Annotated in this window: 10 protein-coding genes; 2 read left to right on the top strand and 8 right to left on the bottom strand. The window is 63.6% G+C overall.

Translation table 11 applies throughout. From position 1 onward, the window contains the following. Positions 1-182: 182 nt before the first annotated feature. On the top strand, positions 183-482 hold the full coding sequence (locus tag M0D67_RS12480; protein ID WP_154561395.1) for a type II toxin-antitoxin system HigB family toxin: 300 nt from the start codon (positions 183-185) through the stop codon (positions 480-482). Next, positions 479-901 carry a type II toxin-antitoxin system HigA family antitoxin gene (locus tag M0D67_RS12475; RefSeq protein ID WP_154561393.1) on the top strand — a complete coding sequence of 141 codons (423 nt, stop codon included), beginning with the start codon at positions 479-481 and terminating at the stop codon, positions 899-901. Before M0D67_RS12480 ends, M0D67_RS12475 begins: the two co-directional genes overlap by 4 nt. A gap of 94 nt (positions 902-995) precedes the next feature. Here M0D67_RS12475 and M0D67_RS12470 read toward each other — a convergent pair whose 3' ends face one another. The 8 genes from M0D67_RS12470 to M0D67_RS12435 form a co-directional block, all read right to left on the bottom strand. Continuing rightward, positions 996-3386, bottom strand: coding sequence for a polysaccharide biosynthesis tyrosine autokinase (locus M0D67_RS12470; protein WP_154561391.1), 2391 nt, complete (start codon positions 3384-3386; stop codon positions 996-998). Positions 3387-3411: 25 nt separating this feature from the next. Further along, entirely contained in the window at positions 3412-4605 is a 1194-nt protein-coding gene (locus M0D67_RS12465; RefSeq protein ID WP_154561389.1) for a polysaccharide biosynthesis/export family protein, read from the bottom strand. A 37-nt stretch (positions 4606-4642) separates the two neighbouring features. Continuing rightward, positions 4643-5596, bottom strand: a complete 954-nt coding sequence (locus M0D67_RS12460; RefSeq protein ID WP_154561387.1) for a glycosyltransferase family 2 protein — start codon at positions 5594-5596, stop codon at positions 4643-4645. Between the two features lie 2 nt (positions 5597-5598). Next, positions 5599-6984 (bottom strand): undecaprenyl-phosphate glucose phosphotransferase, encoded by a 1386-nt coding sequence (locus M0D67_RS12455; protein WP_154561385.1) that lies wholly within the window; start codon positions 6982-6984, stop codon positions 5599-5601. A gap of 45 nt (positions 6985-7029) precedes the next feature. Further along, positions 7030-7764 carry a Crp/Fnr family transcriptional regulator gene (locus M0D67_RS12450; protein WP_154561383.1) on the bottom strand — a complete coding sequence of 245 codons (735 nt, stop codon included), beginning with the start codon at positions 7762-7764 and terminating at the stop codon, positions 7030-7032. A 629-nt stretch (positions 7765-8393) separates the two neighbouring features. Further along, positions 8394-10913: a glycoside hydrolase family 2 protein gene (locus M0D67_RS12445; protein ID WP_233464911.1), complete on the bottom strand. Its 2520-nt coding sequence runs from the start codon at positions 10911-10913 to the stop codon at positions 8394-8396. Between the two features lie 135 nt (positions 10914-11048). Next, on the bottom strand, positions 11049-12110 hold the full coding sequence (locus M0D67_RS12440) for a DUF1839 family protein (protein WP_154561381.1): 1062 nt from the start codon (positions 12108-12110) through the stop codon (positions 11049-11051). After that, on the bottom strand, positions 12107-13162 hold the full coding sequence (locus M0D67_RS12435; RefSeq protein WP_266238893.1) for an amino acid--[acyl-carrier-protein] ligase: 1056 nt from the start codon (positions 13160-13162) through the stop codon (positions 12107-12109). Before M0D67_RS12435 ends, M0D67_RS12440 begins: the two co-directional genes overlap by 4 nt.

Genomic DNA, 13162 nt, shown 5'->3' with positions numbered 1-13162 from the left:
TCTCTTTATTCGCATATTGCGAACTTCGCTATATGCGAATAAAATGACTTCGTCGTACCGCAGTAAGCCATAGTGGGCTGTTCGGCCTATGCCGCCCGGCTGACTATCGGTGTCGAACCCGTCCCTTAGCCTCGCAGGTAGAGCGTGCTTGTCCAGTGCGCGTGTGCATGCGAGGAAATACGATGCGGGTCATTTCAAAGAAAGCGTTGCTGGACTTCATAAAGAGGCATCCGGAGGCGCGCAGTGCGCTGTTGACGTGGTACTCACTGGCGCAGGCTTGCCTCGCGTATGGCTATAACGACCTGGAGCAGACGTTCGCGGGCGTGGACTACGTACCGCCGCAATACACCGTTTTCGATGTAGGCGGCAACCGGTTCCGGATCATCGCGGCGATTCCCTACAACAGGCAGTCGTTGTTCGTTCGTCACGTATTGACGCATACGGAATACGACCTTTGGACGAGGAAGAATCTAAACTTATGAATGCCGATCGCCTTCCGGGAGCCTTTCCCGACATCGCTCAAACCTGGGCTGCCCTGCAAACCCAGTTGCCGATCACACCCATTCGTAATGAGCAGGACTATCAGAAGATGGTGCGGCTCGCCAACGCGCTCGCCGATCATCTGAACGGTAACGAGAAGGATCCGCTGGCCGATCTGTTCGCGATCGTCACCGACCTGATCGAAAGCTGGGAAGTGAACAACGTGACGATCCCGAAAGCGGAGCCGCGTGAGGTGTTGCGGCATCTGCTGGAAACGCACGGGCTCAAGCAGAAGGACCTGATCGGTATCGCATCGCCCACCGTGGTGAGCGATATTCTCGCGGGCCGGCGCGCCATCAGCAAAAAGGTGGCGAAGGCACTGGCCGCGCGTTTTCATACCGACGTCAGCGCGTTTCTGTAAACGAACGCGGCGCACAGCGCCAGTTGTGCGCCAATAAAAAAGGGCTGCGCCTCGATCCGGCGCAGCCCTTTCGCTTTACTGCTTTTAACCCGATCTATCGTGATCCGTGCGTATCGAGCGGATCGCCGGCGGAGTAGGTGTACGCGTAGGCATAGTCGTACGTGCCGTTCTTGTTGTGGCTCTTGAGCGGCACCGCATTCATCACGCCTCCCACCACCCGGGCCCGCGCGCGCCGCAGTTTCTTCAGCGCGTCGGCCACGTGGCCCTCTGTGTGAGCACCGGAGCGCATGACCAGCACCGTCGAACCGGCGATATGCGCAATCACCGCCGCATCGGCCACCGCCAGCAGCGGTGGCGTATCGACGATCACCAGATCGAACTCCTGCTCGAAGCGCGCGAGGATTTCACCGAAGCGCGACGACGTCAGAATCTCGGACGGATTCGGCGGATACGCGCCCGCCGCGATGAAGTGCAAGCCATCCACGCCCGTGGCGCGAGCCGCGACTTCGAGATCGACCTGACCCGTCAGCAGTTCGGTCAAGCCGCCATTCGGCGAGCGGCCGAGATACTGCGCGAGACGGCCGCGCCGCAGATCGGCATCGATCAGCAGCACGCGCTTGCCCGATTCCGCGATCAATGCAGCGAGGTTCGCGCACAGAAAGCTTTTGCCGTCCGAAGGCGCCGGACTCGTGATCGCTACGATGCGGTTGGGCGCATCGACCAGGCCGAATTGCAGCGTGGCGCGCAGCCCACGCAGGCCTTCCACCGTGGTGTCGTACGGATGGGTCTTCACCAGCAGCGGCCGCATCGGCGTTTTGCCCGACGCAATGACGGTTTGCGTACCGACGGGCACCTGCCCCTGGCGGGCCGCCGCCGAACCAGGCCGAAGCGCTCGCATGACGCCCGACGATCCCGCGGACACTTCGGTCGGTGTCGACCTGGGGCCGTGCAGCGCTGCGGCGCGCATGGCGCTCAACTGCCGGTCGCTGCGCGCCTGTTCCGGGCTGAAGGCGATCGAGCCGAAGATCGGCAACTGGAAGCGCCGCTCGACGAACTCAGGATCGGCCACGCCGGTAAAGAACGTGTGCCGGCAAAACGCGAACAGAATCCCGCCGATGATGCCGAGCAGCGTGCCCGCCGAAATGATCAGCGCCGATTTGGGCCGCACCGGCTGGGACGGCAGCAAGGCGGCGTCGATGATATGCACGTTGCCGATCGTGCCGGCACGCGAAATCGACAGCTCCTGGGTTTTATTCAGCAGCGCCACATAAATTTCCTCGGCAACCTTCGCATCGCGCTGCAAGGAGAGGGCGTTGCGTTCGGAGCTCGGCAGCGTGCTGAAGTGATCCTCGAAACGGGCTTTTTCGCGCGACATCGCCGCCAGTTGCGCGTCCACCTGTTGCACCTCCGGGCTTTCTTCCGTGAAGCGCTGCAGCAGTTGCGCGCGCTGGATGCGCAGCGTCGCAATCTGCTTTTCGTAGTCCAGACCACCGGCGAGGTAGACGCCGGCCTCCTGGGTCGGCTGGAACGATCCGGCTTTCGACTGGTACTCCGACAACGCGGTCTCGGTCTTTTTCACCTCGGCGCGCAGACGCGGCAATTCACTGTTCAGGAAGCTCAGCATGTGGCTCGCTTCTTCCTGCGCGCGTTCTGTGCGTTGCGCCAGATACGACGCCGCCACCGCATTGGTGATCGCGGTGATCGCGTGCGGATCGGTGCCCATGTACGACAGTTGCACGACACCGGTGTCACGGCCTTTTTCGGCGACCTGCAATCCGGACGACAGGGCGGCGACCGCGTCCAGTTGATTGAAACGCGTCACGTAGAACTCGGTGCCGGGACGGGCCACCAGCGTCTTGACGAACAGTGTGACGTCGTTGCCGCTTGCTTCCTGACCCGCCACCCCGGTGAGGATCTGCTGCCCGAACGAGTCCGTCAGCTCATAGCGGCCGTAATCGAGCACGTGCAGTGTCAGGCGCGCGCCTTCCAGCGATTTCGGCACCGTGATCGACCCGACTTCGAATTGCTCGCCGCCCCACGCATACGAGTCCATTCCGAAGGCCGCGCCGAGCGGGCGGCCCGGATGCGCGAACCACGACGAAATCTTGCCGAGCACCGGCATGGTCTTCGCCGCCGTGCTGAAGTTCAGTTTGAACTGCTCGACCACCGGCTCGACCACCGCGCGGCTCTTGATGATTTCGATTTCCGCTTCGGTGCGCATCGGGGCCACCGAAGGCACGAGTGACGGCGTGTTCTGACTCTGCGAACCGTTGTTGCCGGTCTGCGTGTCGACCTGAAGCAGGGCGTCGGCGGAGTAGATCGGCGTGGCGAGCTTCGTATAGATCACCGCGGCGAGTATCACGCAACCGGCAATGGCGAGCACCCACCAGATCTGATCCATGATCATGCGCAGCAAGTCGCGCATCACCGCATCTTCGTCGCTGTTGGGCGCCGGTCCGTGATCCAGCATGTCGTACGTACTCATAGGAATACTCCGTTGCGAGCGTTGTTCACCGGCCCAACTGCACCGTGTAGAAGATGGACTGCAGAGTCGGCGTGATCTGTTCGAGTGCGCGGTTAAAGCGTGCTGCGCTCGAGACCTGCACGTACACCACATCTTTCGGCTGGAGTTCGAACTTGGTCATCAGCATCAACGCGTCGACCTGGGTCATGTCGAGCTGATAGACGTCGGGCGTGAGCGTCTTGTCGGCGCCGCGCAGCACGTAGACGAAGCGCGGGTCGCCGGTCTTGACGTCGAGGCTGCCGGCGCCGGTCAGCGCATCGGCGAGCGTCAGGCGGCCGCGGTTCATCGGCAGCGAAGTCGGCTTGTTCACTTCGCCGAGCACGAAGACGCGGCTGTTCGAGCGGTCCGGCACGTCGATGATGTCGCCGTCCTTCAGCAGCACGTTCTGTTGCGGATCGCCGGTTTCGAGCAGCGAGGCGACGTCGACCGTATAGCGCTTGCCGCTGCGGGTCACGCCCACGTTCTGCAGATCCGCGTCGGGCAATGCGCCGCCTGCGCGATTGATCGCGTCGAGAACGGTCAGCGGCGTATCGGTGATCGCTTCGGAGGCGGGCGTGCGCAGATTGCCGGTCACCTGCACCGACTGACTGTTGAAACCCGACACGCGCACATCGAGCTGAGGATTACGAATCGTCTTCGCGAGACCCCTCGTCAGCGATTCCTGAACCTGCTGCGCGGTCATGCCGAGCACCTTGACGCGGCCCACGCGCGGGAAAAAGATCGTGCCGTTGTTGGCGACGCGCACGGTCAGTCCGCCTTCGCCGCCGCCTGTCAGCGTCGGCGCGATCGGTGTCGCGCCTTGCGTCTGCGTAGGTCCGGGCGTTGGTGTTGCGCCGTTGCCGACGCCCGGCAGCGGCGGCACGCCGCCAAGTGTGCCGCCGGTCAGTTCCGGGTGATCCCAGACGATGATGCTCAACTGGTCGCCGATGCCGAGCCGGTAGTCGTAAGCACCGCGCGTCTGCGGCGTCAGGCACGACAACGGGCAGGCGGCCGGTACCGCGGCTGCGCGTTGCTGGCGAAAATAGCCGACGTCGATCGTGTGCACCGGAAACTTCTCGGCGGTCTGCTCCGGCGGAGCGGGCGGCTCCAGCCGGTTGGTGTCCAGATAGGGTCCTGGCGCCAGTGCACAGGCGCATAGAGATGTGGCCGCGAGCCCTGCGGCAATCGTTCTGATAGTCATTTTAGTGGTCCCTCGCGTGAAGCCGCGCACTGTTCGGTCAGCGCGCCGCCTCCTGCCATGCCCCGCGCATTGCGCGTAAACCAACTCTCCATTTGCGAAGCGCGAGTGCCACGCCGCCGCGCTCGAATGCCAACGACAATGCGCGCAGGAACCCCGGGTCCGCGCGATCGCCGATCAGCGTCGAGTAAACGACGAACGCCCATCGGCCGGGAGGCGTCAGGTATTCGCACATGATGAGTCGGAGATTGAATGACGCGTTATAGAAAGCGGCGTCGTTAAATGTGAAGCGCTGGTCTTCGTCGCTGCGCTGGGCCGGGAAGTGCTCCACCAGCAGCGTCGGGTCGTAAATCAGGGTCCAGCCGCGCCGCTCTACGTCCAGACTGAAGGCCATCTCGCAGTGAACCTGCGCGCCGGTGCCGCGCAAGCGGGCGTCGAAGCGCAGCGTGCCGATCGCCTCGCGGCGAAACGCCATGTTGACGCCCTTGAGCACCTGGACTTCGCGTGCCGCGCCGTGGCCGATATGGTGATTGCCGATGGTCCGGCCATACCAGCGCACGATGCCCACGCGCAGCTTCTGCCCCTGCAGAATGCCATTGCGTTCATGCACGATGTCGCGTCCGCCGAGGCCGCCGAGTGCCGGATCGCTTTCGAACGCGCGGACGATCCGCGTGATCCAGTCGGAATGCGGCGCGGCATCGTCGTCGGTGAAGCAAAGCACGTCGCCACTGGCGCTGTCGATACCGAGGTTGTAGGCGGCGACCACGCCCGGCTTGTGCACGAGCACGATCCAGCGGCGCGGGTCGGGCCGGTTCGCTTCGCGCGTGCGCAGCCAGTCGAGCGTCGCGTAATCGTCGTGGCGTGCGATCACGATCACTTCGTCGGCGCGGCGCTCCTGTGCATCGAGCGCCGCGAGGCAGCGCGCGAGATCGGCGGTGCGCCGGTACGTCGGCACGATCACGGAGACTTTCAGGGACGGTTTCCGGAGTGGCATGATCAGAATGCGTTGCGGCCGACGAACCCCTTGAAAATCGTGATGAACACGATCTTCATGTCGAACCAGAACGACCAGTTGTGGATGTAGAAGAGATCGAATTTGACGCGCGTTTCCATCTTTTCGACCTTGGTGGTGGCGCCGCGATACCCGTTCACCTGCGCCCAGCCGGTGATGCCCGGCTTGATCCGGTAGCGGTTCATATAGCCGTACACCTGATCCTTGTAGAGATCGTCGTGCTCGACCGCATGCGGACGCGGACCGACCACCGACATCTGGCCGAGCAGCACGTTCAGGAATTGCGGCAGTTCGTCGAGACTGGTGCGGCGCATGAAGCCGCCGAGTTTCGTGATGCGCGCGTCGTTGCGCGCGGCCTGCGTGACCTGGCCGTGCGCTTCGTGGTGCACGGTCATCGAACGGAACTTGTAGATCGCGAACGGCTGGCCGTCCACGCCTTTGCGGGTCTGGCGGAAGAACACCGGCCCGGGCGAGCTCAGCTTGATGCCGATCGCGAGCGCGATAAGCACGGGCGCGAGCGCGAGCAGCGCGGCCGCCGCGAACAGGCGGTCGAAGATCAGCTTGGGCCACATCTGCGGCGACGGGATGGGCGTGGCGCTCAGATTGAGCGTCGGTAAACCGACGACGTCGACCAGCGCGTGGTTGAACAGCGAGAGGCTGCGCACGTCGGGTATGAAGCGCAGATTCACGAAGTCATGCCTAAAGAGGCGCGTGAAGCGATAGATCGTATGTTCTTCCGAAAGCGGCAACGCGAGCCACACTTCGTTCACGTGTTCGTCGCGCACCTTGGCGGCGAACGCATTCAGATCGGTCAGCACCGGCAGGCGGCTGAGCCGCGCGCCATAGGTGCCGGCCGCTTCGATGCTGGTGTCGAAGACGCAGACCGGCTTGAAGCCGGCTTGCGGAGCATGGTCGAGATGCGCGAGCAAGGTGCGCGAGAAGCCGGGCGCGCCGACGATCGCGACCGTGCGGAAATTCATGCCGCGCCGGCGCACGCTGCGCAAGGCCACATGCACGAGGCACTTGGTGGCGATGATCAGCGCGCCGGAGATCAGCGTCGAGTAACCGAACCACAGGCGCGAAAGCGCATCCATGCGGTGCAGTGTGAACGCCAGAACAAGGGCGGTGGCGACCACCACCAGCCATGCGGCGGCGACTCTCAGCAGCATGGAGGGCAGTGCCTTGCCACGCCACGTTTCATAGACGCCGAAGCCGGGAAACATCAACAGCACGAGCACGCAGTTAAAGGCGATCAGGAGGCGCTCGGTGTCCGACAACGCAATCGGCGTCGAAAAGCGCATCCCGTGAGCGAGCAGCCCGCCCGCAATCACAAAGAGTGCGTCGAGACATCGCGCAGTATTCCTGAACATAATGATCTACCCTGTAATCGAACGATGCAGCCTTGAGTTGACTGCTTATTCGACGGTCTCGGCCTGGCGAAGACGCGGCAGCAGGCGGTCGAATTCCCGCTTGACGAGGCCGTAGCATTCGCAGGCGCGCGCTTCGAGACCCTTGCGATCGAGTATCTTGATGTGGCCGCGGCTGTGATGAATCAGGCCTTCGTCGTGCAACTTGCCGGCCGCTTCGGTGATGCCTTCGCGGCGCACGCCGAGCATGTCGGCGATCAGTTGCTGGGTGACCGTCAGATCGTTCGACGCCACGCGGTCCACTTCAATCAGCAGCCAGCGGCACAGTTGCTTGTTCAACGCGTGGTGGCGATTGCAGGCGGCGGTCTGCGCGACCTGCGTGAGCAGGGCGTGCATGTAAAGCAGCATCAGGCGGCGCAGGAAGTCTGAGCGTGCGAATTGCTGCTTGAGCGCCTGTGCGTTCATCCGGTAGGCGAAGCCGGCGCATTGCACCTGCACGCGGTTCGGCATGGTTTCGCCGCCCGTGAGCACCGGCACGCCGGTCATGCCTTCGCGGCCGACCGCGGCGATTTCGACCGAGCTGCCGTCTTCCATCGTCGAAAGCATCGAGATGATCGCGGTGGTCGGGAAGTAGACGTGATGGATCCGTTGACCTGAGTCGCACAGCAGTTGCTCGGTGCGCAGATGAACGAGTTCGAGATGAGGGGCAAGTGCTTGCCATTCGTGGGACGGCAATGCGCCGAGCAAATGGTTGCCGTGCAGATCTGATTGAAGTGTCAACATGATCGGTCCTTGCTGAAGCGGCGCACAGCGCAACCTCGTGTTTTTGATCCGATGCCTGCATCCTTGAATGAACGACGTGCTACCTGGCGAGCAGCGAGGATGAACAGGAACGGCCCCGTATTGGCCTGGTGCGCCACCGCCGTTCTTGTAGATCTCGTCGCGGCGTCGCGGTGTTGCGCTCTTTCTTTAGCGAGGAGCGTGCCAACCCTGGGGAAAACGAGTGCTGGTGCGGCGCAGCGAACAAAGCCCGAGCAGCGCGGGAAGCCAAAAGTGGCTTTTTGTTTCAATTCTGTACAACGCCTGCTTAACGCGCGCCCCCGGTGAGGGGTATTTTTATTCGAGTCAAGTCCTTGTTCGGATTGGGTTAGCGGCTGATGAGCGTCCCTTTGCGGGGGCTGTCTCACGGATGAACCAGCCTTTGCGTGTGCGTTATCGGGGGCCGTCCGGGTTGTGCCGGATTTGATTCATATGTGTTCCATGCGTTGCGTACGGTGGCGTACGCAACGCCTTTTTTGAAGACCGGAAAGTCGCGAAAAAACCAACAGTGACTCCGCAGACCAGACAGCTGGATTCGCGCAGCGCGAGGTTTTGCGCGCCTTGCGAAGGGATAGCTAGGTCAGGGGCGACATTCATCCGTAGATGATGGCGGATATCGCATTGATCGCGCGGACTTCGCCGGCGGGCACCCCGCATGTTGCATCAGCTTTAAACGCCGCGTTAGATGCGTGCGCAACGAGTTTCTCAACGGGGATGAGCGGTACGGCGCAGGGGCGGTTCGGCGGCAGATGGAACCAGTCGTGCGCGGCGCGGTAATGCGTGTCAATGATATGAACGAAGCGTGCAAAGCGCTTCGCTTCGATAATCAACTGCCAGCCGTCGGCGGTACGCTCGGCGCGGACCGTCAGACCGAGGTCGTGTCGTTCGCGGGCGCGCCGCTCTGGCAGATGAACCGCTTCTGACACGATCTTGCCGCTCGCCGGATCGCGCAGTGTTGCAATCGTGACGTCGTGGGCGCGCGGCCCGAAGCGGTATGCGTGCGTGAAATCGAAGAACTGGCCGAGGTGCCCGGCCGCGCCGATACGCTGCGCGCTGTGCGGCGCCAGTTCGACCGCGCGGCTGGCCGACGCGACCTTGACGCTGCCGTCGCGCAGGCAGACCAGCTCAAGTTGAGCGTGCAACGGCTCGGCACGTTCGTTCAGCAGATGGATATCGAGGCCGTTGAGGCCTTCGTCGATCATGACCACCTGGATGGGTTGCAGCGTCCGCGCGAGGCCGTGCAGGGCGCTTTTAGGCCGTCCTGTGGCGTCGATCAAGCCCCAGCCTGCGCCCGGCTGCAGATCCTGAAGCTGCCAGACCAGCGCGCCGCCGCACGCCGAGCCGGCGCGCCGCCATTCGGCGAATACGTCGCCCATCAGGTCGGCGACCACCGCGCGCGACAGATCCAGGTAGCGCTCAGGGTCTTCGTACCGCAACTGTGCCGGCTCGATGCCGTAGAGCGTCTGAAGATAGTGGTCGCGCACGTCGTCGAAGTCCCAGCCGGCGCCGGGGTCGCGCGGCACGGCTCTTTTCCAGCGCGGATCGTGCAGATGAATCGTGCCCAGCGCGTCGTGCAAGGTGGCGTCGTCCGGCACGTTGGCGAAGGCGAGGCATTCGGCGGCGAAACGGACCTGCGCGCGGCGCACGTCGTCGAGTGGGCGTTGATAGGCGCCGACTCCGTAGTAATGCGTGATGCCCTCGTTAGTCGAAAACGGCCACGCGCCGCCCGAGGGCGAGTTGCTCACATACGGTACGTCTGCGCGCTCGCGCGCGGCGATGGCGGGTAGCTGTTCGGTAAAAAGTGGTTGCGCGCGCATTGAAGCGGGCAGGCCGAACATGGCCGCCTGCTGGTCGACTTCGCTGCCGCCGCACAACACCGCGAGCGATGCGAAGCGCCTTGTGCGGGTCAGAAATTGCGTCGCTTCGCGCTCGATGGAAGCACCGAAGGCGGCATCGGTCGGGTAGTCGAAATTCGCCAGCGCGAAGTCTTGCCAGACGAGGAGGCCGTATTCGTCAGCCAGTGCGTAGAACGCGTCGGACTCGTACACCATCGTGCCGCCTACCCGCAGCATGTTCATGCCGGCATCGCGGGCGAGCGCGAAAGTGTGGCGCAGTTGCGCCTCGGTGCCGGTCAGCGTGACGAGATCCGCGCTGGTCCAGCAGGCGCCACGGCAGAACACCGGTGTGTCATTTACGCGCAATGCGAAGCCCGTACCGTCCGCGCCGCGATCCACTTCGATGCTGCGAAAGCCGATGAATCCCAATGACTGGGATATCGCGTGTTCGTCATCAAGCTGCAACGTCAGAGGATATAGAGTTGGCTCGCCGTGCGTGTGGGGCCACCAGCGTTCGACATGCGGCACACGCACGCTTCCGGTCAGTGTATAGGCATCGTTCCATTGCAAAGACGAAACACAACCGCCGCAATTTAACGTTGCGGTGCACGTGTCGACGTCATGCGGATGCACGAAATGTAGCGTAAGCGAAACAACGCCGTCGTCGTCTTCGAGGCGGTTTGTCAGATCAATCGTGTCGAATGCGTGCGGCGCGTCGCTCAACATTTCAATCGGCCGCCATGGGCCAACTGCCTGCACCGATGGACACCATCCCGGCATATGGCCGAGCAGGGTGGTGCGCACGTTGCGCAAGGTGGGTGGCGTGACGAGCCGTGGCCGCCAGCGGGCACGTGAGCGTTTGGCCGCCAGCGCCGGGGTCAGCGAGCGAAAGCACAGCGCGAGTGTCGCACTGCCGTGCAGTTCGATGTCGAGATCGTGCGCGACGAACATCGAATCCGACTCGATAAGCCTGATGCCGTCGAGCCAGACTTCGGCGAGCGTGGCGAGGCCGTGCAGGCGCAGGCGGCGTTTGCCTGTGCCCGTCAGCGTGAGCCGGTACCAGTGATCGTCGAAGGCAAGCGGCGGCGGATTCGCGGCGTCCAGCAGGCCCGCAGCACGGCGCGCGCTTGCCACCGTACCGGGTACTTGCGCGGCGAGCCAGCCCTGCGCGGGCAAGTCGGCGGGGGAGGCGCATGCGCCGGCCGGCGTGCTGACGCACTGCCAGCCTGTGTCGAGTGGCTGCGGCCAGAGGTCATGGGGTGAGGCAACCGCCGTGATAGCGCCGACAGCGTCATCAACTTCGGCCGCCTCCGGCGTTTTGGCAAAGGTCACCGGAAGCGAGCCGCCTGCATCCGGTACCCGGTCATTCGTCAGCACATCCACGGCGATTTCCTGAAGCTCGAAACGAGCTCGTTACAGCACAAGCGCGGCGAGTGGCGGCAGCGTCTTTTCATAGGCGCTTTCGAGCACGTCGAAGCAGTCTTCACACGAATCGCGGCGTCCGCGCGTGATCGCTCGCACGAGCCTGAACTGCATCACCATCGACTCCGACGCGATACGCTGCGCCGCCTCCGGGATCGCCGCCGGCATGTCGAAGCCTTGCGCGGAGAGCCACAACAGATACTTCGAGAGAAATTCGAAGTTCGCGCCGAGCTGCCGCATCAGGTTGAACGAGTAGGGGTGGAAGAACGCCTCGCCGCGTTCGAGCAGCGTATCGAGATGCGCGGGAAACGCGGCGCGCCACTGCGAGATGGGGTTAGTCAGCGGCCGCCGGTTCAGATGCGCGCACAACAATTCCGCCGAGGCTTCGGCGAGCGCGGTGCCTTCCAGCGCGGGCCGCGCCTGCTTGGCGAATTCAACATACGGAAACAACAGATCGGGCTGCTGCGCGAATTGCGGCAGCTTGCGGAACACGCCGTCGTAGTCTTCGCCGTCGAGCAGGTGATAGCCGGTGTTGTGGAAATAGCCGAGACGGTGTGCCGGGGGATCGATAAAGTCGATCCCCACCGTGGTTTTCGGATGCTCGCGCCGATATGACGTGGCGCGCGTATTCGGCAGGTAATAGCCGTCCACTTCCACCAGCACGGTATGGCCGCGCAAGGTCTGCGCGAGCACGCGGGCTTCGAGCGAGTCGTAGATCGCCAGTTCCTGCACCTGAGTGCCGTACAGCCGCTCGAGGTCTTCGAGTGGAAATTTGAAGAAGGTGAACTGATCGCCTTCGAAGTCCTGCGTGACGGTAAAGCCGAACGCCGCGCGCGGATCGAGCCCGAAGCCATGCAGCAGTTCGATCCACAGGTCGACGTAGCAGTTGGTCTCCTGCCAGACGCGCTCGCCTTGATGCAGCGCGTGCGGTGCGTGCTGGCGCAGCGGCGTGGCAGGCGCGGCCGCGCCGCCCTGAGCCGGCAGGTCGAGCCGGCGGGGCAACGCAAAGGCGGACGGCACGCCCTTCGGCACGGGGATCAGGGATGGATTCATGCGCTATCTCCGGCACCCTGTTCAGCTACCGTGGACGCCGACTGCATGCCCTGCGCCACGCGTGCCTCGGTGTCGCCCCACAGCAGCGCGCGCACGTCGTCGGGCCACGCGTTGACGTCGAGCCCATGATGACGGAATAGCGCCAGCGTGATGCGTTCCATGCCGAAGCCGACGCAGCCCGTGTGCGCCACCGCGCCGTCTTCGCACTCGATCTTCCAGATCGCGCCGAAGTGGTCCATGTGATAGTTGAACGAGAGGCACGCGGTCTTGCCGCGCGGGTCGGCCACCGGAATCAGCAGTTCGAACTTGAGCGCCTGGGCACGCTGGCTATCGGCGACGATCTTGCCGCCGCGGCCGAAGAACGGATCGTTGGCGAGATCCACTTCCATCGGCAGTTGCAGCAGCGTAATCAGCAGCGAGCCGCGTTCGACCCACATCTGCCGGAATGCCATTACCTGTTCGGCGTTGCCGAGGCGCACGTATTCGCGCTGCCGGAACATCTGCATGCGGCCCGGATCGAGCGAGGGTTCGTGGCGGAAGCAATACGACAGCACGTCGATGGTGCGGCCGTCTGCGGGCAGCGGGCCGCGCCGCGCCATCACCGGATAGATCGGATAGCAGGCGGCCGGCGTAAGTACCACGCGGGTCGGTTTTTGCTGCGCCATCCATTCTTCGCTGCGTTCATCGTCGCGCTCGGTCATCGCGTCGTCGAGTGCGCGCAACAGGCGCTGGTGGCCCATGTCGTTGCCGCAGAACGAGTGGATCGTGCCGGCGAGGTTCGGAAAGCTCTTCAGATATTCGCTGTCTTCGAAATCGGTGCGGCGCATGGCGGGCGGAAAGCGCAGCACTTCGGGCTGCTGGTCCGCGCCGAGATGCGTGATCGCCACGTTCAGACGGTCCACCACGTCTTCGAAAACCTGGCTGCGACCGTACAGGCCGTTTTCGCCGGTATCGATCAGCAGGCCCGTGGCCAGCAGTTCGTCGCGGAAAGTCGGCGCCGAAGATTCCGGAGCGGCAGCGGCGAGCGCGGCGGTATCGGTCATCGTGTTCAT

Origin of the sequence: Paraburkholderia sp. SECH4, assembly GCF_030511745.1 — a bacterium.
In the GTDB taxonomy this organism is placed as follows: domain Bacteria; phylum Pseudomonadota; class Gammaproteobacteria; order Burkholderiales; family Burkholderiaceae; genus Paraburkholderia; species Paraburkholderia madseniana.
The sequence above is the reverse complement of the archived record's forward strand: the minus strand, read 5'-3'. Positions and strand labels throughout refer to the sequence as shown.

Bases quoted from the DNA above. Each gene is read 5' to 3' on its own strand.
- M0D67_RS12465 (WP_154561389.1), bottom strand. From the start codon at position 4,605: ATGACTATCAGAACGATTGCCGCAGGGCTCGCGGCCACATCTCTATGC.
- M0D67_RS12480 (WP_154561395.1), top strand. From the start codon at position 183: ATGCGGGTCATTTCAAAGAAAGCGTTGCTGGACTTCATAAAGAGGCAT.
- M0D67_RS12475 (WP_154561393.1), top strand. From the start codon at position 479: ATGAATGCCGATCGCCTTCCGGGAGCCTTTCCCGACATCGCTCAAACC.
- M0D67_RS12435 (WP_266238893.1), bottom strand. From the start codon at position 13,162: ATGAACACGATGACCGATACCGCCGCGCTCGCCGCTGCCGCTCCGGAA.
- M0D67_RS12440 (WP_154561381.1), bottom strand. From the start codon at position 12,110: ATGAATCCATCCCTGATCCCCGTGCCGAAGGGCGTGCCGTCCGCCTTT.
- M0D67_RS12460 (WP_154561387.1), bottom strand. From the start codon at position 5,596: ATGCCACTCCGGAAACCGTCCCTGAAAGTCTCCGTGATCGTGCCGACG.
- M0D67_RS12455 (WP_154561385.1), bottom strand. From the start codon at position 6,984: ATGTTCAGGAATACTGCGCGATGTCTCGACGCACTCTTTGTGATTGCG.
- M0D67_RS12470 (WP_154561391.1), bottom strand. From the start codon at position 3,386: ATGAGTACGTACGACATGCTGGATCACGGACCGGCGCCCAACAGCGAC.
- M0D67_RS12450 (WP_154561383.1), bottom strand. From the start codon at position 7,764: ATGTTGACACTTCAATCAGATCTGCACGGCAACCATTTGCTCGGCGCA.